This window comes from Alloalcanivorax venustensis (genome assembly GCF_047495515.1).
In the GTDB taxonomy this organism is placed as follows: domain Bacteria; phylum Pseudomonadota; class Gammaproteobacteria; order Pseudomonadales; family Alcanivoracaceae; genus Alloalcanivorax; species Alloalcanivorax venustensis.
The window spans coordinates 278,171-297,543 of record NZ_CP179934.1 but is presented as its reverse complement, the minus strand read 5'-3'; the positions used below and the strand labels follow the sequence as shown (position 1 = coordinate 297,543).

Genomic DNA, 19,373 nt, shown 5'->3' with positions numbered 1-19,373 from the left:
CGGTTCCCTGGGACATAACAAAACGGGGCTGCTAGCATAACCGCCATTTCCAGCAGGGGACATGAATGACGCTTGTGTTGATCTGCGCCCTGATCGGCGTGTTCGCCGGTTTGCTGGGTGGTGCCCTGGGCCTGGGCGGGGGCGTGGTGATCGTGCCGCCGCTGATCTATCTGTTCCACGTGATGGGGTTCGATGACGCGGTGGTGGCGCAGATGGCGGTGGGTACCTCGTTGGCCACCATCATCGTCACCGCCGGCAGTTCGGTGCGCGCCCACCATGTGGCCGGTTTCGTGCGCTGGCCGCTGGCCTGGCGGCTGGCGGGGGGCATCGTGGTGGGCGCCTTGCTCGGCGCGGTGGTCGCCGACCGGTTGTCCGGCGCCGCGCTGACCCGCCTGTTCGGCGTGTTCGCGGTGCTGATCGCGGCGCAGATGCTGCTCAGCCGGCGGCGCGCGGTGAGCGCCGGGGACGGCCTGCCCGAGCGGGTGCCCGGCGGCGTCGGCCTGGCCGGGGTGGGCTCGGTGATCGGCGGCATCTCCAGCCTGTTCGGTATCGGCGGCGGCTCACTCACGGTACCCTTTCTGTCCTGGTGCCGGCTGCCGATGCAGAACGCGGTGGCGATCTCCGCCGCCTGCGGCCTGCCCATCGCGCTGGCCGGCAGCGCCGGCTTCGTGGCCACCGGCTGGGGGCGAACCGAATTGCCGCCCTGGAGTCTGGGTTATGTGTACCTGCCCGCGGCCCTGGCCATTGTGGTAACCAGTTTTCCCATGGCGCGGGTGGGCGCGCGGCTCAGCCACCGCTTGCCTTCGGCGACCCTGAGGCGCATTTTCGCCGCCGTGCTGATCGTGATCGGCGTGGAATTGATACTGAACTGACGCGGCCCATTCCGGGGCCGCGCTGACGGAGTATTGGCATGGAGTTTCCCCAGATCGACCCGGTGGCGATAGCGCTGGGTCCCTTGCAGGTTCACTGGTACGGCCTGATGTACCTGATCGGCTTCGTCGGCGGCTGGTGCCTGCTGATCTGGCGCGCCGGGCGGCCGGACAGCGGCTGGACCCGCGACCAGGTCAGCGACCTGGTGTTCTATGTGGCGCTGGGCGTGATCCTGGGTGGCCGGGTCGGCTATGTGCTGTTCTATAACTTCGGCAAGTTCCTGGACGACCCGCTCTGGCTGTTCGCCATCTGGACCGGCGGCATGAGCTTCCACGGCGGCGCCCTGGGCGTGCTGTTCGCGTTCTGGCTGCTGGCCCGTAAATTCGGCAAGCGCTACTTCTCGGTGGCGGATTTCGCCGTGCCGGTGGTGCCCATCGGCCTGGGCGCCGGCCGCTTCGGCAATTTCATCAACGGCGAACTGTGGGGCCGGCCCTCGGACGCGCCCTGGGCCATGGTGTTTCCGTCCGATCCCATGGGCGTGGCGCGGCATCCCTCGCAACTCTATGAATTCTTCCTGGAAGGCATCGTGCTGTTCCTGGTGCTGTGGCTGTACTCGGCGCGGCCGCGCCCGGCCGGGGCGGTGACCGGCCTGTTCGGGGTCGGCTATGGCCTGTCGCGGACCTTCGTGGAGTTCTTCCGCGAGCCCGACGCGCACCTGGGTTATCTGGCCGGCGGCTGGCTGACCATGGGCATGCTGCTGAGCATTCCGATGATCGTGATCGGCGCCGCCATGATCGCCTGGGCCTACAAGCACGACGACCGTCCGCTGAAGAGAGGCTGACGCCATGAAGCAATATCTGGAACTGCTGCACCGGGCCCGGCACGAAGGCACCTATAAGGGCGACCGCACCGGCACCGGCACCTATTCGCTGTTCGGCCACCAGATGCGGTTCGACCTGGCCGAGGGCTTTCCCCTGGTGACCACCAAGAAGGTGCACCTGAAATCGATCATCCATGAGCTGCTCTGGTTTCTGGCCGGCGACACCAACATCCGCTATCTGAAGGAAAACGGCGTCAGCATCTGGGACGAATGGGCCACCCCGGACGGTGATCTGGGCCCGGTCTACGGCGAGCAGTGGCGCTGCTGGCCCACCGTGGACGGCGGCGTGATCGACCAGATCGACGAGGTGGTGGCGGAGATCCGCCGCAACCCGGATTCCCGCCGGCTGGTGGTGAGCGCCTGGAACCCGGCGGTGCTGCCGGACCCGCGCCTGTCGCCGCAGCAGAACGCGGCCAACGGCCGCCAGGCGCTGCCGCCGTGCCACTGCCTGTTCCAGTTCTACGTGGCCGACGGCAAGCTGAGCTGTCAGCTCTACCAGCGCAGCGGCGATATCTTCCTGGGCGTGCCGTTCAATATCGCCTCCTACGCGCTGCTGACCCTGATGATCGCCCAGGTCTGTGATCTGCAACCGGGCGAGTTCGTGCACACCCTGGGCGACGCCCACCTCTACAGCAACCATGTGGAACAGGCGGACAAACAGCTGGCCCGCGCGCCGCGCCCTCTGCCGACCATGACCCTGAATCCGGCGGTCCGTGATCTCTATGCGTTCCGGTTCGAGGACTTCACCCTCGAGGGCTACGACCCGCATCCCGGCATCAAGGCGCCGATCGCGGTGTAACTCCGCCGCCGTGCAATAAGGAACCACCATGACGTTTCGTCTGGCGATGATGGCCGCCAAGGCCGCCAACAATGTGATCGGGCGCAACAACGCTTTGCCCTGGTACCTGCCCAACGACCTGAAGTACTTCAAGAAGGTCACGTTCGGCAAGCCGATCATCATGGGGCGCAATACCTGGGAGTCCCTCAAGGGGCCGCTGCCCGGGCGCACCAACATCGTGATTACCCGCCAGCCGGACTATTCGGCGCCGGGCGCCAAGGTGGTGGCGGATCTGGACCAGGCTCTGGAACTGGCCGGGCATCTGGTGGTGGTGGAAGGGCACGACGAAGTGGTGGTGATCGGCGGCGCCCAGATCTACCGGCTGGCGCTGCCGCGCGCGGACCGTCTCTATCTCACCCAGGTGCACGCGGACGTGGAGGGCGACACCCGCTTCCCGGATTTCGACGCCGCCGAATGGCGCGAGGTGGCGCGGGAGGATTACGCGGCGGAAGGCCCCAACCCCTACGATTACTCGTTTATCGTTTACGACCGGGCTTAGGGGGCGGGTTCAGTAGAGCCCTTTGGTCTCGGCGAGGCGGGCGGCCAGGTCCACCAGCAGACGGCGCCCGTTAGTGTTGAGTTTGTCGGACAGCTCGATCAGTTGGCGGGTGTCCTTGTCGAAGGCGCTGGCCGGATCGCGCAGATGCGGCGTCTTGGCCTTGCCTTCCAGTTCCTCGAACAGTTCGGTGAGCGACATCTCCAGGGCATCGCAAAGACGCCCGAGACGCTGCACCGACACATCCTGCCGGTTGCGTTCGATGCGCGACAGATTGCCCGCGTCGGTGCCCGCCCGAAACGCCACGTCCTCGAGGGTTTCGTCCCTGCGCACGCGCCTTGCTTTGAGAATGCCGCCGATATCCATGCCGCCCAGTATTCGGAATGCGCTCTTGCCTCCTCAATGTGTTAATTGCAATAGCGCAAATTATCGGTATTGCGTATTAGCAAATAGTGGGGCGTTGAGGTTGAATCGGCGCAAGTCGTAATGCCGTTGTGGCGTTGTCGAAACGCCGGGCCGGCGGCCCGCCGGCGTCAGGCTTGCCGGCGACCGCCGGTCAGCACCGGCAGGCCCAGGGCCAGGCGCCGCCGGGCGGTTTCGTACTGACCGCCGGGGTCGCGAACCCGGCGCGGTTTGATCCGCACCGCGTCCAGCCGCCGGGCGAATTCGTCCAGCGGCAGCCCCAGGGCGTCGCAAAGCCGCACCAGCTGCACCACGGTCAGTTGCTGCTTGTTGCGTTCGATACGCGACAGGTTGCCGGCGTCGGTGTGGGCACGGGCCGCCACCACTTGCAGCGTTTCGTTCCGGTTCCGGCGCTGCTCTCTAAGAATGCTGCCTACATCCATCATTGCAATTCCCTCTGCGCTTGCGGGTTTTTATACTTTGCGGTTTGCGCATAAGCAATATATATCCATTGCTTATGCGCTAATCCCTATGTTTATACTTTGCGTAGAGGGGTTCTGCAAGGGCATGAATAGGGAATGGACGAGCAACAACGGCGGGATGCCATGGAAACGCTGGCATTGCGGGACCCCGAAGAGACCGGCCGCTGGGATGCGGGGGCCGTGGAGGCCTACCAGCTCAGCTGGCCGGGCAAAGCGGCGATGCTGGCGGCGCTGCGAAGCCCGGCGGCGGCGGTGCTCAAACCCTGCCCGGAAGCGAGCCTGGAGGCCGCCCGGATGCCCCACGGCGTGATCGAGGGCGACAACCTGCCGGTGCTCAAGCGTTTGCGAAAACGCTATCTGAAGCGGGTGAAGATGATCTACATCGACCCGCCCTACAACACCGGCGGCGACTTCCTGTACGAGGATAATTTCCGCGCCCGTCGCGGTGACGGCCCCGGCGCCGCCGACGACGAAGGGCGCCGGCACGGGCCCTGGCTGAACATGATCTATCCGCGCCTGGTGCTGGCCCGGGAGCTGCTGCGCGACGACGGGGTGCTGTTCGTCAGCATCGACGACCACGAGGTGCACACCCTGCGGCTGGTGCTCGACGAAATCTTCGGCGCCGCCAATTTCGTCGCCATGTTCGCCTGGCAGTCGCGCACCTCGCGCCAGAACGACACCGACCTCTGCGTGCAGCACGAATACGTGGTCGCCTACGCACGGCGGCGGCGTCAGGCCCAGCGCCGGCTCACCGCCGCCAACGAGGCACTGTGGCGTTCCCTGCCGGGCTTCGCCGCCTACCCGGTGGCGGTGCGGGCGGGGCGCTACCACAATCCGGATAACGACCCGCGCGGGCCCTGGAAGGCGGATCCGTTCGACGCCCCCAACGTGCGTCCGGCGCTGACCTATCCGATCACCAATCCGCTCACCGGCGAGGTGTTCCAGCCGCCGCCCGGACGGTGCTGGCGGACCGGGCCGGAGCGCTTCGCCGAGCTGCAGGCCGACGGCCGCATTCTGTTCGGTCGGAGCGGGCGCGCCCGGCCGCAGCTCAAGGTGTTCCTGAAGGAAAAGCAGCCCTACGGCGAGGTGGCCACCACCTGGCTGGACGGCGCCGCCTTCGGCACCGCGCGCAGCGGCACCCGGGAACTGCAGGCGTTGTTCGGCGCCCGGGTGCCGTTCACCTACCCGAAACCCACCGCCTTGCTGCGCTTTCTGTTGCGGCTGGCCACCGGTCCCGGTGATCTGGTGCTGGATTTTTTCGCCGGCAGCGGCAGCACCGGCCATGCGGTGCTCGCCGAGAATCTCGCCGACGGCGGCGGCCGCCGCTTCCTGCTGGTGCAGCGCGGCGACGCCACCGGCGAGCCGCGCTGGCCGACGATCGCGGACATCACCCGCGAGCGGCTGCGCCGGGCGGCCGAGGCGTTGGGCAGCGAGGAAGGGTTTCGGGCCTGGCGGCTGGTCAGTCCTGGTCGTGCAGGGTCCAGAAGCGGAACGCCACCACGTTGACCAGGGTGGCGGCCAGGCTCACCACCAGGCTGGCCACCAACAGCACACCGGGATGGTCGCCGAGCACACCCACCAACAGGCTGTTGGTGAAGCCGGCCACGGCGAACACCAGGGTGCCGGCCAGCAGGATCGCCGCCAGCAGGTGCCATTGGCAGGGCCCGCTGCGGGTAAAGGAGGTACGCAGGGCGTTGAGGGGTGTGTCACCGCGCAGCATCACCCGGAATGGCGCGAAGCACAGCCGGGCGTAGATCCAGAACGCCGGGAAGAACAGCAGCATCCAGCCCACCGACACCGCCAGGGCCATCAGGAAGTAGGTGCCCAGCAGATAGGGAAAGCGCAGAAAGGCGGCAAGAATACTGTGCCAGGGGCCCTGGCCGTCACCGCGCTGAATGATCGACAACTGAAAGATCAGCGCGCCCTCGGCGAGCGGCCGCAGCATCATCAGAAACAGCATGCTGGCCGCGTTGAAGCCCACCACCTGGCCGCCGGCGTCGTTGACGATCACCGGCCCCACCAGCCATTGAAACGCCTCGCCGATCAGCGCGAAGGGCGCGCTGATAACGAACAGCGCCGCCAGATGGCGGCGCCAGAAATAGAGTGATTCTTTGAGGCGCTGAAGGATCAAGAGCGGCTTACCACCAGTATTTTCCCCAGTGCTCCGGGTTGGCCCAGAAGCGCGGGTTATTCCATTGGCGGCGGAAATTATAGTCGTCCAGATCGTAGCTGTAGATATCCAGCTCGCGGCCGTCCTGGGCGAAGTGACCTTCCTCGCGGCAGCCCAGAGCCAGGAAACCGTTGTGCGGCCAGCGCAGTTTTTCCGGCGCCAGGCGCGGCTGGTACACCGCCACCATGGAATCGGTGTGCAGATTGCGCAGCAGGCCGAGCAGGGCTTCGCCGTCCTTCTGGTTCATGTATTCAAGCTGGTCGGCGACCACCGCCATATCCACCCGGCGCACGGCTTCCAACTGTTTGAACGGGTCCAGCTCCTGAATGCTGATCAACTCGCAATCGTGATCGTCGCACCAGTGTTGGGCCACGGGCACGGGGTTGAGACTGACGGTCAGCAGACTGCGCGGCTGATGGCTGTCGAGGATCGCCGCCAGCTTTTCCTGGGGCGTTTCGATGGCTTTTGAGGCGATAGCTGTATTCATAGGGTCAGTCTAGGCGCTTGGAGCGACAAGCTCCATAGCCGCCGGTCGCCAAAGCGGGGCCTTTGAGTCGCCCGCTGTTAAAAATTGTTTGCTCACCGTGCCAGGGTGCTTGACGGTATCGGATTACTTAATGATAATCATTCTCATATTCTTTCGAGCCACGAAACTCAAGGAGAAGCGTCATGACTCAAGGAACCGTTGCACCCCGCCAAGCGAGCGCCCCCACCGTGGCCAAGCAAGGCCGCAGCATCGCCATCAGTGACGACAGCGTGGCGACCAGCGTGGCGCTGCTCAACCGTGACGGCAAGCTGTGGATCGAGCACGGCGGCGAACGCTATTTGCTGCGCCGCACCGCCAACAACCGGTTGATCCTCACCAAATAGCAAAAGGCTCCCCCGTTCTCCCTGACTGTGGAACGCCAGCCGACGCCAGCTGCCCACACCCTGTTACCCCAGGAGGTCCGCTGTGACGGTCACCACTCTGGCGTCCGCCAACGACGTTTCCACCACTTTTCATCACTGCCGCGCCGCCCTTGGCGACCGGGTGCTGCGTCTGCAGGACGAGCCGCTGGCCATCCTCAAGGGGCTCTACCGGCTCGGCGCGCTGGTGGTCACCACCTTCGCCGACGGGGCGCGGGTGTCCCAGTCGATGCGCTATCCCACCCTGCTGGACGAGGAGGCCTGCCTGGAATCCCGCGGCGAGCAGTGCCGGCTCAGCCAGCAGTTGAACCTGCCCCTGTGGCATTCGGTGATGGCGGTGCTGGCGCCGGTGGCCGACCTGCCGGCGCGCAGCCTGCTGTTCTTCGACCGCTACGGAGCACCGGTGCAGCAGATGGCGGTGGCGCCGGAAACCGGCGGGCTGGCGTTCGAGGAACTGGTCTGCGCGATGCTGCATCCGGACCAGCGCCAGCTGGGCGCGCCGCCGCCGCGCCGCGACCGTCGGGCCGCTTCGCCGGCGGTGGCCGAGCTGGAGCGGCAGTGGTCGCAACTGGATGACGACGGCTTCCGCGACCTGATGGCCGGCCTCGGCGACCGCCGCCAGGTGCTTTACCAGGCGGTGCGCGATAAGTTCGCCTGCCCGGTGCGCATGGAAACGGTGCCGGCGCTGCTGGCGCTGGCCGGCCAGCGCCGGCGCGCCTTCACCGTATGCACCGGCAACAACGGCGTGCGCCTGTGTCTGAGCGCGCCCTGGTCGCCGCCGCGCTGGCAGAAGGGCCACTGCCATCTGGCCCACAACGGTGTGCTGGTGTCGCTGGATATGGGCCGGGTGGCCAGTGTCTGGCGGCTGCGCCGGCCCGGGCCCGGCCGCGTGGTCACCGCCCTGGAAGGGCTCGATGCCCAGGGCCGCTGGCTGTGGACCCTGTCCGCCGGCGACGACGAAGACGCCTGGCTGGCGCTGCTCAGCGACAGCCTGATCCGCGAAGGCGCCCCTGGTCAGCGGATGGCTTAGAAGTGGTCGTCGAACTCGGCCAGCAGGGCCACCAGGTTATCGGTGTCCTGGGGGAACTCCTTGAGGGCTTCCTCGGCCATGGGGGCCACGTCGCACTGCGCCGGTAGCGGATGCTGCTCGGCGAGCAGGGCGCGGAAGCGGGCGATGAACACCCACTGCAGCCACTGGCTGAAATCCATGCGGTCGGCGAAGAACGGCGTGCTGCTTTCGAACGCTTCCGGTTCCGGGGGGTGGCCTTCCCACAGTCCCAGGGTTTGCAGTTCGCTCTGCATGTCGTCGAGCAGGGTCTTCAGTTGGCCGCGGGTATCGGTCATGGGTCTCGGCTTCAGTTGTTGGCGTCAGTCATCGAACAGGGGCAGCAGGTCGGTCAGTTCGCGCAGATGGTGAATATGGTGCTCGGGTTTGTCCAGGTCGCCGGGCCAGCGCAGGTCGATCAGGTTGGCCCATACCGCGTGGAAGCCGTGCTGGCGCGCCGCGTCCACGTCTTCCACCGGGTGGTCGCCCACGTGCAGTGCCTGCTCGGGCCGCACGCCGGCGCTCAGCAGGGCGGCCTGGAACATGTCCGGGTCGGGCTTGCGCCGGCCGATGCTCTCGGCGGAGTGGTGGAAGCCGAACAGCTCGCGGATGCCGATCCGCTTGAGGTCGGCGTTGCCGTTGCTGAGCGCCCCCAGGGTGTAGCTGTCCGCCAGGGTTTCCAGCACCTCCAGGGCGCCGGGAAAGAACGTCACCCGGTTGCGGGCGTCGTGGAACACCTGAAAGGCGTCGGCGGCGATGTGGCGCGCTTCCTTTTCCTTGAAACCGGCGTCGATGAAGGCCCGGGCCATGGCGTCGCGGCGCAGGCGGGTCAGGTTGTTGAGGTAATCCGGATGCGCGCGCACCAGCTCGTCGCGCACCGTGCGCACCCGCTCCGCGGTGAGCGCGGCGGCGGCCGAGGGGTGGTGCTCGGCGATCCAGTCGCTGCAGGTCTTTTCCGCCTGCCGTATCACCTCGTCCACCGGCCACAGGGTGTTGTCCAGGTCGAAGGTGATCAGTTTCAGTCCGGTCATGGGCTCAATAATAAGGGGTTGCGGGTCAGTCGTCTTCCTCGCGCCGCTGGGCACGGGGGTGGGCGCCGTCGTAGATCCTGGCCAGGTGCTGGAAATCCAGGTGGGTATAGACCTGGGTGGTGCTCAGGTTGGCGTGGCCGAGCAGCTCCTGCACCGCGCGCAGGTCGCCGGAGGACTCCAGCACATGGGTGGCGAAAGAGTGGCGCAGCTTGTGCGGATGCAGGTTGTCGTCCAGGCCCCGGGCCAGCGCCGCCCGGCGCAGCCGCTGCTGCACGCTGGAGGGGCTGATGCGCCGCCCGCGCCGGCTCAGGAACAGGGCCGGCTCGTCGGCGTCGGCGGTGAACAGGGGGCGGGCTTTCAGCCAGGCGCGCACCGCGTTCAGCGCCGGGGTGCCCACCGGCAGCCAGCGGGTCTTGTTGCCCTTGCCGGTGACCACCAGCTGGGCGCCGGCCAGGTCGATGCTGTCCAGGTTGAGGCTGATCAGCTCCGCCAGGCGCAGGCCGCAGGCGTACAGCAGTTCCAGCATCGCCTGGTCGCGCAGCCCCAGGGGGCCTTCGCCGCCTTCCGCGTCGAGCAGCTGGCGGGTCTGGTCCGCGTCCAGGGCCTTGGGCAGGCGCCGGCCGCTTTTCGGCGCGCGCACGTCCAGCGCCGGGTTGTCCCGGGCCAGGCCTTCGCGGTTCATCCAGGTGTAGAAGGTGCGCAGGGTGGAGAGCAGACGCTGCAGGCTGCGCCCGCCCAGACCCTGGCGGTGCAGCCGCGCCACCAAGGCGCGCACGTCGTGCACCGTGACTTGGGTCCAGGGCGGCAGATGGGGCGCCGCCCGTTCCAGGTCACGCCGGTAGTGTTTGACGGTATGCGGGGACAGCCGCCGTTCGCTGGCCAGGTGGCGCACGAAGGCGGTGAGGGTGTCGTCGCCGCGCTCAGGCACGTTGCGCCTGGCGCGGCGAGGCCGGCCGGCTGACATCCACCAGCCGGCGGCTGAGCACCTGACCGATATGGGTGATGAACAGGGTGCCCATGGAGCTGCGGAAATGCATGGCGTCGCGGCTGCCGATGGCGAGAATGCCGAGCCGGCCATTGTGCTCCAGCGGCACCACGGCGGCGGAGCGCACCTGCTCGGCCTGGTCCTGGAACAAGGCCTTCAGCTCCTCGCCGCGCAGCACGCCGCACACCGCCTTGCCGGTACGCAGCAGCGGCGCCAGCGGCTGCGGCAGGTCGTCCGGGTCGACGAAGCGCACCTGCTTGCGCACTTCGCCGAGCAGCTTGGCTTCCCGGTCGTGCAGCAGCAGGGCCACTGTGTCGCAGCGGAATTCCTCTTCCAGGCTGCGCAGCAGCTGGCGCAGCAGCTTGTCGGTGCTGCGCGCTTCCAGCAGCGCCAGGGTCAGGCGGCGGGTGTGCTCGAACAGCTGGTCGTTTTCCCGGGCCACGTCGATCAGGCCGTTGAGCCGCTCGCGCAGCTCCTGGTTGCGCTCGCGCAGGATCGCCGCCTGGCGCTCCAGCAGCGAAACCGCCGGGCCGCGCGGGTCCGGCAGGCGCATCAGTTCCAGCAGGTCGGAGCGCTGCTGGAAGAATTCCGGGTTCTGGCGCAGAAAGGCGGCCACCTTGTCGGCGCTCAGCTTGGTGTCGTCGGTCATGCCGAAGGCTCCGTGGTGGGGCCCTGGTCCGAGGGCGGGCCCGCTACGTCGATTTCGCCATCATAGACACGGCTGGCGGGGCCTGTCATCCGGATGCCGCCGCTGCCGTTGTAGTGGACCTGCAGGTCGCCGCCGGCCAGATGCACGGTGACGGTGTCGTCGAGCAGACCGCGGCGCTGGCCGCACACCACCGCGGCGCAGGCGCCGGAGCCGCAGGCCAGGGTCTCGCCGGCGCCGCGCTCGAACACCCGCAGGCGGATCTCGCGGCGGCTGACGATCTGCATGAAGCCCACGTTGACCCGCTCGGGGAACTGCTCGTGGTGTTCCAGCTCCGGGCCCAGGGTGGCCACCGGGGCGTTGTCCACGTTCTCGGTGAGCATCACCAGATGCGGGTTGCCCAGGCCCACCGCCGAGATCTCGTAGGCGTTGTTGCCCGACACCAGCACGTAGGTGTCCGCTTCCTGTTTGGCGAGGAACGGGATCGCTTCCGGCGCCCACAGCGGCGCGCCCATGTCCACGGTGACCAGGCCGTCGTCGGTGACGTTCAGGGTCATCTCGCCGGCGGCGGTTTCCACCCGGATGCGGTGCTTGTCGGTGAGCCCTTCATCGCGCACGAAGCGCGCGAAGCAGCGCGCGCCGTTGCCGCACTGGCTCACTTCCGAGCCGTCGGCATTGAAGATCCGGTAGCGGAAATCCACGCCCTCGTGGCGCGGCGGTTGCACCACCAGCATCTGGTCGAAGCCGACCCCGAAGTGCCGGTCACCCAGGCGGCGCAGCTCCGCCACCGATAACGGCGGGCCGTCCTCGGGCAGCGGCTGGTCGCAGCCGTTGAGTACCAGAAAGTCGTTGCCCAGGCCGTGCATTTTGGTAAAGCGCAGTCGCATGGCGGCGTCCGGAGTCGGGTTACGGGAAAGCGTTATTGTAAGGCCGCGGGCCGGTTAGGAACAGCGGTGAAGGAGACGCTACAATGCAGCCCCCAATCTTTCGGATGCCTCATGCTTTCCTATCGTCACAGCTACCACGCCGGAAACTTCGCCGATGTGCTCAAGCACCTGGTGCAGGTGTCGGTGCTCGACCATCTGCTGCTCAAGGACAAGCCGTTCGTGGTGCACGACACCCACGGTGGTGCCGGGGTCTATGAGGTGGCGTCCGAGCACATGCAGAAGACCGGCGAATACCAGGAGGGCATCGCGCGTCTGTACGGCGCCAGCACCGGCCTGCCGGCGATCAACCGCTATCTGAATCTGGTCGGCCGCTTCAGCCGGCCCGGTGGGCTCAGCCATTACCCGGGCTCGCCGGCGATCAGCGCCGCGCTGCTGCGCGACCAGGACCGGTTGCAGGTCACCGAGCTGCACAGCACCGACGCGGCCCTGCTGGAGGCCCATTTTCGCGGCGACCGCCGGGTGCGGGTCTACAAGCAGGACGCCTGGGCGGGGGTCAAGGCGCTGCTGCCGGCGGCGCACAAGCGCGGCCTGGTGCTGGTGGACCCGTCCTACGAGTTGAGCGGCGACGACCGCGCCACCGTGGCCGGCGTGCGTGAGGCGGTGAAACGGTTCAACACTGGCTGCTTCGTGGTCTGGTACCCGATGCTGCAGCGGCGCCGGGCGGATTATCTGGCGCGCGGCCTGATGGGGCTGGCGGACAAGCACCTGCGGGTGGAATTGAATGTGCTCAATGACGGCGCCGCCCGGGGCATGACCGGCTCCGGGCTGGTGGTGCTCAATCCGCCCTGGACCCTGGCCGGGCAAATGGAGGAAGCGTTGCCGTTCCTGCACGGCAAGCTGAGCCAGGGTGGCGGGGGTTACCGGTTGCAGAGCGATGCCGGCGTGCTGCTGGAGCACGCCGTCCGCTAACGGCTCAGGGCAGCAGGGTTTCCAGCCGCAGCTGTTCGTCCACGGTTTCGCGGGCGCGCACCAGGAACGCCTGGTCGCCGTCCACCATCACTTCCGCGGGCCGGTTGCGGCTGTTGTAGTTGCTCGCCATCACGAAGCCGTAGGCGCCGGCGGAGCGCACCGCCAGGTAGTCGCCGGCCTCCAGCGCCAGTGCCCGGTCCTTGCCCAGGAAGTCGCCGGTTTCGCACACCGGGCCGACGATGTCCCAGTCGCGGCAGTCGGCGTCGTGGGGGGTCACCGGCACGATCTCCTGCCAGGCGGAATACAGGCTGGGGCGGATCAGATCGTTCATGGCGCCGTCCACCACCGCGAAGTTGCGGTGCTCGGTGGGCTTGAGGAACAGCACCTGGGTGATGAACAGACCGGCGTTGGCGGCGATCGAGCGGCCCGGCTCGATGTGCACCGGCAGGTCGCCGGGGATGTGCTTGAGCAGCGCCTGCACGTAGTCGGAGCGGGCCGGCGGGGCCTCGTCCTGGTAGGTGACGCCCAGGCCGCCGCCCAGATCCAGATGGTGAATCTCGATGCCCAGGGCCTGCAGGTCGCCGAGCAGTTTCAGCACCCGCTCCAGGGCGTCCTCGAACGGCGCCAGGCGGGTCAGCTGGCTGCCGATGTGGCAGTCGATGCCCAGCACCTTGATGTGCGGCAGCTCGGCGGCGCGCTGGTAGAGCGCCGGCGCTTTCTGAATGTCGACGCCGAATTTGTTCTCTTTCAGGCCGGTGGAGATATAGGGGTGGGTCTGGGCGTCCACGTCCGGGTTCACGCGGATCGCGATCGGCGCCACCCGGTCCAGCTCGCCGGCCACCAGGTTGAGCAGTTCCAGCTCGGCGGCGGACTCCACGTTGAAACAGTGGATGCCCACTTTGAGCGCATCGGCCATTTCCCCGGCGGTTTTGCCGACCCCGGAAAAGACGATGTTGCGCGGCTCGCCGCCGGCGCGCAGCACCCGCTCCAGCTCGCCGCCGGAGACGATATCGAAGCCGGCGCCGGCCTGGGCCAGCACCTGCAGCACCGCCAGGTTGCTGTTCGCCTTGACCGCGTAGCAGACCCGGTGCGGATGCTCGCCGAAGGCGTCATCGAAGGCGTGGTAATGGGTCTCCAGGGCGTCCCGGGAATACAGGTACAGCGGCGTGCCGAAGCGTTCCGCCAGCTGGGCCACGGGCAGCTCTTCGGCGAACAGTTCGCCGTCGCGGTAGGAGAAGGGATCCATGGTCATTCCTGGTCGTCGTCCTTGGATGAGTCGTCGTTTTCGGTGTCGCCGTCCAGGCGGTCGCCGCCCAGCGGCTGGGCCGACTCGGGGCGGTCTTCCGCCTTGTAGAGCGGGCCTTTCTGGCCGCAGCCGGCGAGCAGGGCCGTCATCACTATCAACAGAAAAACCGCGCGCATGCGATCTACTCCGGCGTCATGGGTGCAATGGCGTGCAGTATAGCCGCTTCTACACGGTGACACGATGCGGCGGCCACGCCCAGGCCGCGCTCAGCGCAACGCGTCGCGGCCGCGTTTGACGGCGGCGCGCACCTGGTCCGGGGCGGTGCCGCCGATGTGATCGCGGGCGCTCACCGAGCCTTCCAGGGTCAGCACCTCGAACACGTCGTCGTCGATCTGATCGCTGAACTGGCGCAGCTCGGCCAGGCTCATGTCGCTCAGGTCCTTCTTTTTCTCAAGGCCCAGCGCCACCGCCTTGCCGACGATCTCGTGGGCGTCGCGGAAGGCCACGCCCTTGCGCACCAGATAATCGGCCAGATCGGTGGCGGTGGCGAAGCCGCGGCGGGCCGCCTCGCGCATCACTTCCCGGTTGGGCTCGATGGCCGGAATCATGTCGGCGAAGGCGCGCAGGCAGCCGGCCAGGGTGTCCACCGCGTCGAACAGCGGTTCCTTGTCTTCCTGGTTGTCCTTGTTGTAGGCCAGCGGCTGGCTCTTCATCAGGGTGAGCAGGGCGATCAGGTGGCCGTTGAGGCGGCCGGTCTTGCCGCGCACCAGCTCCGGCACGTCCGGGTTTTTCTTCTGCGGCATGATCGAGCTGCCGGTGCAGAAGCGGTCGGGCAGGTCGATGAAGTTGAACTGGGCGCTGGTCCACAGCACCAGCTCCTCGCTGATGCGCGACAGGTGGGTCACGCACAGCGCCGCCAGGGCGCAGAATTCAATCGCGAAATCCCGGTCGCTGACCGCGTCCAGGGAGTTTTCGCAGACCTCGTCGAAGCCCAGCAGCTCGCGGGTGCGCTCGCGGATGATCGGGTAGGTGGTGCCGGCCAGCGCGGCGGCGCCCAGCGGCATGCGGTTGACCCGCTTGCGGCAGTCGGCGAGCCGTTCCCGGTCGCGCTTGAGCATCTCGAACCAGGCCAGCAGATGGTGGCCGAAGGTCACCGGCTGGGCGGTCTGCAGGTGGGTGAAGCCGGGCATGATGGTGGCCGCCTCGCGCTCCGCCTGGTCCAGCAGGCCGGTCATCAGCCGTTCCATTTCGCCGTCGATCAGGTCGATCTCGTCGCGCAGCCACAGACGGATGTCGGTGGCCACCTGGTCGTTGCGGGAGCGGCCGGTGTGCAGCTTCTTGCCGGTGATGCCGATCTTGTCGGTGAGGCGCGCCTCGATGTTCATGTGCACGTCTTCCAGCGCCACCGACCATTCGAATTCACCGGCCTCGATCTCGGCGCGGATCTCATCCAGACCCTGGATGATGGCGTCGCGCTCCTCGCCGGTGAGCACGCCGGCTTCCGCGAGCATGGTGGCGTGGGCCTGGGAGCCCTGGATGTCCTGGCGGTACATGCGGCGGTCAAAGCCGACGCTGGCGGTGAACGCCTGCACGAAGGCGTCGGTGGACTCGCTGAAGCGGCCGCCCCAGAGTTGGTTTTGCTGGTTGTCGCTCATCTTGCTGCTCACGTCCGGCTTGCGGGAATACGGGAATTGACAGGGCGCGCAGTATAGCATCGCCGGACGGTGGTATCGTACCCGAAAGCGTCGAGCCCCTTCCGACAACAAGAGCGCCCATGTCCGAACCGCAAAACAACGTCTTTCTGCCCGACCTGTGTACCACCCGCGCCGTGCTGGTGGTGGTGGTGGCGTCGGAATTGATGGCCATCGTGATCAGCCTGGTGGCCGGCTACTTCGAGCCGTTCGGGTTCGAGCGGCTGGCGCTGACGTCGCTGTTTATTCAGTGGATCGCGCTCACCTCGGCGGCGCTGGTGTGCCAGCTGCGCGGCCGGCTCAACCGTTTGCCGCAGGCCTGGGCGGCGTTGTCGGTGGTGGCCCTGGTGGCCTTCGACACCCTGGTGTTCAGCCTGCTGGCGCGGGCGCTGATGTCCTGGGTGTCCGCCGCCGCCATGCCGCCGTTGTGGCACTGGGATATTCTCGCCAACGTGCTGATCGCGGCGATCATCTCCGGGCTGGTGATGCGCTACTTCTATGTGCAGGAGCAGCTGCGGGTCAAGGACCGGGCGGAGCTGAAGTCCCGTATCCAGGCGCTGCAGTCGCGCATCCGACCGCATTTCCTTTTCAACTCCATGAACATCATCGCCACCCTGATCCGCATCGATCCGGACGCCGCCGAGCAGGCGGTGGAAGATCTGTCCTCCCTGTTCCGCGCCAGCCTCAAGGACAGTGGCAGCGAGGTCACCCTGGCCGAGGAACTGGCCCTGTGCGAGCGCTATATCCGCATCGAGCAGCTGCGGTTGGGCGAGCGTCTGGGCGTGGAGTGGCGCATTGAACTGGAGCCCGAATCCGTGGCCTTGCCGCTTTTGACGTTGCAACCGCTGCTGGAAAATGCCATCTATCATGGCATCCAGCCGCTCACCGGCGGCGGGGTGGTGCGCATCGCCGCCGCCATCGAACAGGGCCGGGTGGTGCTGCGCGTCGGCAACCCCAAGCAGGAGGGCGCCAGCGAGCACCAGGGCAACCGCATGGCGCTGGACAACATCCGCCACCGGCTGGAGGCCCTGCACGGCCCCAGCGTGTCGGTGTCGGCCCGTTCGCAACAACAACACTACGAGATTGAAATCAGCTACCCGCTCCAATAAAAGAACCGGGTGAATAAGAAGAAGGGGAACCCATGGACGACATCGCGAAAATGAAGGTCCTGGTCTGCGACGACGAGGCCCTGGCCCGAATGCGCCTGAAACGTCTGGTGGAGATGGCCAACATGGAAGTCAGCGCGGAAGCCGCCAGCGGCCGCGAAGCGGTGGAGAGCGCCGGGCGGCTGCGCCCGGACGTGGTGCTGATGGACATTCGCATGCCCGACATGGACGGCCTGGAAGCCGCCGCCCACCTGGACAAGATGGAGAACCCGCCGGCGGTGATCTTCTGCACCGCCTACGAAGAACACGCCCTGCAGGCGTTCCGCGTGCACGCGGTGGATTATCTGCTCAAGCCGGTGGGCGCCCAGGACCTCAAGCGCGCGCTGGATAAGGCCCGCGCCCTCAACCGGGTGCAGATCGCCGAACTCAGCCACAAGATGGCCGCCAACCAGAGCGGCCGCCGCCGCCACCTCAGCGCCCGCACCCACCGCGGCCTGGAGCTGGTGCCGGTGGAGGAAGTGCGCTACTTCCAGGCCGACCAGAAATACGTGGCGGTGCACCACGCCGGCGGCTACGTGCTGATCGACGAACCGCTCAAGGCCCTGGAAGACGAATTCGGCGACCTGTTCGTGCGCATCCACCGCAGCACCCTGGCCTCGCTGCATTTTATCGAAAGCCTGGAATGCTCCAGCCAGGGCCGCTTCGAAGTCCGCCTGCGCGGCGTCGACGAACCGCTCAACGTCAGCCGCCGCCACATGCCCGGCCTCCGCCGCGCCCTCGTCAAACGCGGATGAAAACAGTTAAGAGTTAACAGTTAAGAGTTAACAGTGAATAGTTAATAGTTCGCGAGGGGGCGCCTTGCCGGCTGCTTGGTGGGTGCCCGCGACGGGGCCACGGTGCGGGCTGTTACCCCTAAACCTCCCTACTCGGTGTTTTCGCTATTAACTATTCACTGTTAACTATTAACTCTTAACCGGCGCCGCTGTGTTCGGCGCCGCCCGGCTCTTTCCGTTACACTACGCCCCATCCATTCCCCGCCCAGGAGCTTCCATGTCTCGCGAGATTTTGCGCATCGCCACCCGTTCCAGCCCGCTGGCCATCTGGCAGGCCGAGTACGTTCAGAAACGGCTTGAGGCGCTGCATCCGGGGTTGCGCGTGGAGCTGGTGCGGATCAAGACCCAGGGCGACAAGATTCTGGATACGCCGCTGGCGAAAATCGGCGGCAAGGGGCTGTTCGTCAAGGAGCTGGAAGAGGCGATGATGGACGGGCGCGCGGACATTGCCGTGCACTCCATGAAGGACGTGCCCATGGAGCTGCCCGAGGGCATGGCGCTGCCGGTGATCTGCGAGCGCGAAGACCCCCGCGACGCTTTTGTTTCCAACCACTACGACAGCCTGATGGGCCTGCCCGAGGGCGCCCGGCTGGGCACCTCCAGCCTGCGCCGCCAGTCCCAGGCGATGGCCAACCGGCCGGACCTGAAAGTGTCCAGCCTGCGCGGCAACGTGCAGACCCGCCTGGGCAAGCTGGACGCCGGTGAGTTCGACGCCATTATTCTCGCCTCCGCCGGCCTCAAGCGTCTGGAAATGCACGAGCGCATCCGTTACGACATGCCGCCGGAGGAATCCCTGCCGGCGGTGGGCCAGGGCGCCGTGGGCATTGAGTGCCGCGCGGACGACGCCGAGACTCAGGCATTGCTGGCCCCCCTCAACGACGCCCTGACCTGGGACCGGGTCACCGCCGAGCGGGCCATGAACCGCCGCCTGGAAGGCGGCTGCCAGGTGCCGATCGCCGGCTTCGCGCTGCTCGAGGATGACGGCCGGCTGTGGCTGCGCGGCCTGGTGGCCAGCGAGGACGGCACCACGGTGCTGCGCGCCGAGGCCCGGGCCCCGCGCGCCGACGCCCGGGCGCTGGGCATCGGCATCGCCGAATCGCTGCTGGAGCAGGGCGCCGACCGGATCCTGCGCGAGCTGTACGACCGCGCATGAGCCGTGCCGTGGTGGTAACCCGGCCCGCCGGCCAGGGCGAGCCCCTGGCGGCGCGGCTGGTGGACGCCGGCCATCGGGCCTGGGCGGTGCCGGCGCTGGCCATCGAGCCGCTGCCGCTGGCCGACGCCCACCGCCGGCTGCTGTTCGATCTGGACCTCTACCACGCGGTGTTTTTCGTCAGCGCCAACGCCGCTCACCATGCCCTGAACGCCTTCGCCGACCTCTGGCCGCAGTGGCCGGTGGGGGTGCACTGGCTGGCGGTGGGGGAGTCCACCGCCGCGGTGATCCGCGACGCCTGGCTGACTCCGGAATACCCGCGCAGCGGCTTTAATTCCGAGGCGGTGCTGGCGTTGCCCTGCCTGGCCTCGGTGGCGGAAAAACGTATTCTGATCTGCCGGGGCGACAGCGGCCGCGACTGGCTGGCGGCGCGGCTGCGGGAAAAAGGCGCCGGCGTGGACGTGGTGCCGTTCTACCGGCGCCTGCCCGCCCCCGGCCGCCACTGGCCCGAAGGCGCCGATACGGTGATGATCACCAGCGTCGAGGGCTGGCGGGCGATGGCCGCGCTGGTGCCCGCCGGTGCCACGGTGATCGCCGCCGGCGAGCGGGTGGCCGCCGCCGTGGCCGAGCAGCATCCGGGGCCGCTGGAGGTGGCCGCCAGCGCCCATGACAGCGACATGCTGGCGGCCGTGCCGCCGTCTTGACGGGGCCTTCCGGCGCGAACGTGTGACCATAAGAGG

At 67.4% G+C, this 19,373-nt stretch carries 24 protein-coding genes; 12 read left to right on the top strand and 12 right to left on the bottom strand.

The window, feature by feature from the left end:
* The first annotated feature begins 65 nt into the window (after positions 1-65).
* From ACMG4O_RS01430 to ACMG4O_RS01415, 4 genes are read left to right on the top strand one after another with little or no spacing between them, the layout of a single operon-like run.
* Positions 66-872, top strand: a complete 807-nt coding sequence (locus ACMG4O_RS01430; RefSeq protein ID WP_414434253.1) for a sulfite exporter TauE/SafE family protein — start codon at positions 66-68, stop codon at positions 870-872.
* Between the two features lie 38 nt (positions 873-910).
* On the top strand, positions 911-1,711 hold the full coding sequence (lgt, locus tag ACMG4O_RS01425; RefSeq protein WP_142949166.1) for a prolipoprotein diacylglyceryl transferase: 801 nt from the start codon (positions 911-913) through the stop codon (positions 1,709-1,711).
* A gap of 4 nt (positions 1,712-1,715) precedes the next feature.
* On the top strand, positions 1,716-2,549 hold the full coding sequence (locus ACMG4O_RS01420; protein ID WP_142949165.1) for a thymidylate synthase: 834 nt from the start codon (positions 1,716-1,718) through the stop codon (positions 2,547-2,549).
* Positions 2,550-2,577: 28 nt separating this feature from the next.
* A complete protein-coding gene (locus tag ACMG4O_RS01415; protein WP_142949164.1) occupies positions 2,578-3,087 on the top strand; it encodes a dihydrofolate reductase in 510 nt (169 codons plus the stop codon).
* A gap of 9 nt (positions 3,088-3,096) precedes the next feature.
* Here ACMG4O_RS01415 and ACMG4O_RS01410 read toward each other — a convergent pair whose 3' ends face one another.
* On the bottom strand, positions 3,097-3,417 hold the full coding sequence (locus ACMG4O_RS01410; protein ID WP_370184805.1) for a helix-turn-helix domain-containing protein: 321 nt from the start codon (positions 3,415-3,417) through the stop codon (positions 3,097-3,099).
* A gap of 200 nt (positions 3,418-3,617) precedes the next feature.
* Entirely contained in the window at positions 3,618-3,932 is a 315-nt protein-coding gene (locus ACMG4O_RS01405; protein WP_194855189.1) for a helix-turn-helix domain-containing protein, read from the bottom strand.
* Between the two features lie 132 nt (positions 3,933-4,064).
* Here ACMG4O_RS01405 and ACMG4O_RS01400 point away from each other — a divergent pair, with 132 nt between their 5' ends.
* Positions 4,065-5,474 carry a site-specific DNA-methyltransferase gene (locus ACMG4O_RS01400; protein ID WP_142949161.1) on the top strand — a complete coding sequence of 470 codons (1,410 nt, stop codon included), beginning with the start codon at positions 4,065-4,067 and terminating at the stop codon, positions 5,472-5,474.
* Here the strand turns inward: ACMG4O_RS01400 and ACMG4O_RS01395 are convergent.
* Positions 5,428-6,099 carry a hypothetical protein gene (locus ACMG4O_RS01395; RefSeq protein WP_142949160.1) on the bottom strand — a complete coding sequence of 224 codons (672 nt, stop codon included), beginning with the start codon at positions 6,097-6,099 and terminating at the stop codon, positions 5,428-5,430. The genes ACMG4O_RS01400 and ACMG4O_RS01395 overlap by 47 nt on opposite strands.
* A 7-nt stretch (positions 6,100-6,106) precedes the next feature.
* The gene (locus tag ACMG4O_RS01390; protein WP_142949159.1) at positions 6,107-6,625 is read right to left on the bottom strand and encodes a DUF6231 family protein; all 519 of its coding nucleotides are present in this window, start codon (positions 6,623-6,625) and stop codon (positions 6,107-6,109) included.
* Positions 6,626-6,807: 182 nt separating this feature from the next.
* On the opposite strand from ACMG4O_RS01390, the gene ACMG4O_RS01385 reads away from it, so the two are divergent.
* Together ACMG4O_RS01385 and ACMG4O_RS01380 are read left to right on the top strand one after the other, a co-directional pair.
* Entirely contained in the window at positions 6,808-7,008 is a 201-nt protein-coding gene (locus ACMG4O_RS01385; RefSeq protein ID WP_142949158.1) for a hemin uptake protein HemP, read from the top strand.
* Positions 7,009-7,090: 82 nt separating this feature from the next.
* Positions 7,091-8,074: a hypothetical protein gene (locus ACMG4O_RS01380; protein WP_255442528.1), complete on the top strand. Its 984-nt coding sequence runs from the start codon at positions 7,091-7,093 to the stop codon at positions 8,072-8,074.
* Here the strand turns inward: ACMG4O_RS01380 and ACMG4O_RS01375 are convergent.
* The 5 genes from ACMG4O_RS01375 to dapF are packed head-to-tail and all read right to left on the bottom strand — an operon-like array spanning position 8,071 to position 11,638.
* A complete protein-coding gene (locus tag ACMG4O_RS01375; protein ID WP_194855186.1) occupies positions 8,071-8,388 on the bottom strand; it encodes a YqcC family protein in 318 nt (105 codons plus the stop codon). The genes ACMG4O_RS01380 and ACMG4O_RS01375 overlap by 4 nt on opposite strands.
* Before the next feature lie 24 nt (positions 8,389-8,412).
* Positions 8,413-9,120, bottom strand: a complete 708-nt coding sequence (locus ACMG4O_RS01370) for an HAD family hydrolase (protein ID WP_335629660.1) — start codon at positions 9,118-9,120, stop codon at positions 8,413-8,415.
* A 25-nt stretch (positions 9,121-9,145) separates the two neighbouring features.
* Positions 9,146-10,048, bottom strand: coding sequence for a tyrosine recombinase XerC (gene xerC / locus ACMG4O_RS01365; protein ID WP_414434252.1), 903 nt, complete (start codon positions 10,046-10,048; stop codon positions 9,146-9,148).
* Positions 10,041-10,754 (bottom strand): DUF484 family protein, encoded by a 714-nt coding sequence (locus ACMG4O_RS01360; protein WP_194855183.1) that lies wholly within the window; start codon positions 10,752-10,754, stop codon positions 10,041-10,043. The genes xerC and ACMG4O_RS01360 overlap by 8 nt, the downstream gene beginning before the upstream one ends.
* Positions 10,751-11,638 carry a diaminopimelate epimerase gene (gene dapF, locus ACMG4O_RS01355; RefSeq protein WP_194855182.1) on the bottom strand — a complete coding sequence of 296 codons (888 nt, stop codon included), beginning with the start codon at positions 11,636-11,638 and terminating at the stop codon, positions 10,751-10,753. The genes ACMG4O_RS01360 and dapF overlap by 4 nt, the downstream gene beginning before the upstream one ends.
* A 111-nt stretch (positions 11,639-11,749) precedes the next feature.
* On the opposite strand from dapF, the gene ACMG4O_RS01350 reads away from it, so the two are divergent.
* A complete protein-coding gene (locus tag ACMG4O_RS01350) occupies positions 11,750-12,607 on the top strand; it encodes a 23S rRNA (adenine(2030)-N(6))-methyltransferase RlmJ (protein WP_414434251.1) in 858 nt (285 codons plus the stop codon).
* Positions 12,608-12,611: 4 nt separating this feature from the next.
* On the opposite strand, the gene lysA is transcribed toward ACMG4O_RS01350, so the two are convergent.
* The 3 genes from lysA to argH all read right to left on the bottom strand — a co-directional run bounded on the left by lysA (position 12,612) and on the right by argH (position 15,508).
* Entirely contained in the window at positions 12,612-13,853 is a 1,242-nt protein-coding gene (lysA, locus tag ACMG4O_RS01345) for a diaminopimelate decarboxylase (RefSeq protein WP_194855180.1), read from the bottom strand.
* Positions 13,854-13,855: 2 nt separating this feature from the next.
* Positions 13,856-14,029 carry an LPS translocon maturation chaperone LptM gene (lptM, locus tag ACMG4O_RS01340; protein WP_142949150.1) on the bottom strand — a complete coding sequence of 58 codons (174 nt, stop codon included), beginning with the start codon at positions 14,027-14,029 and terminating at the stop codon, positions 13,856-13,858.
* 90 nt (positions 14,030-14,119) lie between these two features.
* Positions 14,120-15,508, bottom strand: coding sequence for an argininosuccinate lyase (gene argH, locus ACMG4O_RS01335; RefSeq protein ID WP_142949149.1), 1,389 nt, complete (start codon positions 15,506-15,508; stop codon positions 14,120-14,122).
* 119 nt (positions 15,509-15,627) lie between these two features.
* On the opposite strand from argH, the gene ACMG4O_RS01330 reads away from it, so the two are divergent.
* From ACMG4O_RS01330 to ACMG4O_RS01315, 4 genes are all read left to right on the top strand, one after another.
* The gene (locus tag ACMG4O_RS01330) at positions 15,628-16,653 is read left to right on the top strand and encodes a sensor histidine kinase (protein WP_194855178.1); all 1,026 of its coding nucleotides are present in this window, start codon (positions 15,628-15,630) and stop codon (positions 16,651-16,653) included.
* 50 nt (positions 16,654-16,703) lie between these two features.
* Positions 16,704-17,444 carry a LytR/AlgR family response regulator transcription factor gene (locus ACMG4O_RS01325; RefSeq protein WP_067604882.1) on the top strand — a complete coding sequence of 247 codons (741 nt, stop codon included), beginning with the start codon at positions 16,704-16,706 and terminating at the stop codon, positions 17,442-17,444.
* Between the two features lie 256 nt (positions 17,445-17,700).
* A complete protein-coding gene (gene hemC, locus ACMG4O_RS01320) occupies positions 17,701-18,636 on the top strand; it encodes a hydroxymethylbilane synthase (protein WP_414434250.1) in 936 nt (311 codons plus the stop codon).
* Positions 18,633-19,337 carry a uroporphyrinogen-III synthase gene (locus tag ACMG4O_RS01315; RefSeq protein ID WP_414434249.1) on the top strand — a complete coding sequence of 235 codons (705 nt, stop codon included), beginning with the start codon at positions 18,633-18,635 and terminating at the stop codon, positions 19,335-19,337. Before hemC ends, ACMG4O_RS01315 begins: the two co-directional genes overlap by 4 nt.
* Positions 19,338-19,373 lie beyond the last annotated feature (36 nt).

Coding starts and splice junctions, on each gene's coding strand:
- ACMG4O_RS01350 (WP_414434251.1), top strand. CDS start 11,750: ATGCTTTCCTATCGTCACAGCTACCACGCCGGAAACTTCGCCGATGTG.
- argH (WP_142949149.1), bottom strand. CDS start 15,508: ATGAGCGACAACCAGCAAAACCAACTCTGGGGCGGCCGCTTCAGCGAG.
- dapF (WP_194855182.1), bottom strand. CDS start 11,638: ATGCGACTGCGCTTTACCAAAATGCACGGCCTGGGCAACGACTTTCTG.
- ACMG4O_RS01330 (WP_194855178.1), top strand. CDS start 15,628: ATGTCCGAACCGCAAAACAACGTCTTTCTGCCCGACCTGTGTACCACC.
- ACMG4O_RS01430 (WP_414434253.1), top strand. CDS start 66: ATGACGCTTGTGTTGATCTGCGCCCTGATCGGCGTGTTCGCCGGTTTG.
- lysA (WP_194855180.1), bottom strand. CDS start 13,853: ATGGATCCCTTCTCCTACCGCGACGGCGAACTGTTCGCCGAAGAGCTG.
- ACMG4O_RS01375 (WP_194855186.1), bottom strand. CDS start 8,388: ATGACCGATACCCGCGGCCAACTGAAGACCCTGCTCGACGACATGCAG.
- ACMG4O_RS01390 (WP_142949159.1), bottom strand. CDS start 6,625: ATGAATACAGCTATCGCCTCAAAAGCCATCGAAACGCCCCAGGAAAAG.
- ACMG4O_RS01415 (WP_142949164.1), top strand. CDS start 2,578: ATGACGTTTCGTCTGGCGATGATGGCCGCCAAGGCCGCCAACAATGTG.
- ACMG4O_RS01315 (WP_414434249.1), top strand. CDS start 18,633: ATGAGCCGTGCCGTGGTGGTAACCCGGCCCGCCGGCCAGGGCGAGCCC.
- ACMG4O_RS01325 (WP_067604882.1), top strand. CDS start 16,704: ATGAAGGTCCTGGTCTGCGACGACGAGGCCCTGGCCCGAATGCGCCTG.
- ACMG4O_RS01400 (WP_142949161.1), top strand. CDS start 4,065: ATGGACGAGCAACAACGGCGGGATGCCATGGAAACGCTGGCATTGCGG.
- ACMG4O_RS01370 (WP_335629660.1), bottom strand. CDS start 9,120: ATGACCGGACTGAAACTGATCACCTTCGACCTGGACAACACCCTGTGG.
- lptM (WP_142949150.1), bottom strand. CDS start 14,029: ATGCGCGCGGTTTTTCTGTTGATAGTGATGACGGCCCTGCTCGCCGGC.
- ACMG4O_RS01420 (WP_142949165.1), top strand. CDS start 1,716: ATGAAGCAATATCTGGAACTGCTGCACCGGGCCCGGCACGAAGGCACC.
- ACMG4O_RS01360 (WP_194855183.1), bottom strand. CDS start 10,754: ATGACCGACGACACCAAGCTGAGCGCCGACAAGGTGGCCGCCTTTCTG.
- hemC (WP_414434250.1), top strand. CDS start 17,701: ATGTCTCGCGAGATTTTGCGCATCGCCACCCGTTCCAGCCCGCTGGCC.
- ACMG4O_RS01385 (WP_142949158.1), top strand. CDS start 6,808: ATGACTCAAGGAACCGTTGCACCCCGCCAAGCGAGCGCCCCCACCGTG.
- ACMG4O_RS01405 (WP_194855189.1), bottom strand. CDS start 3,932: ATGATGGATGTAGGCAGCATTCTTAGAGAGCAGCGCCGGAACCGGAAC.
- lgt (WP_142949166.1), top strand. CDS start 911: ATGGAGTTTCCCCAGATCGACCCGGTGGCGATAGCGCTGGGTCCCTTG.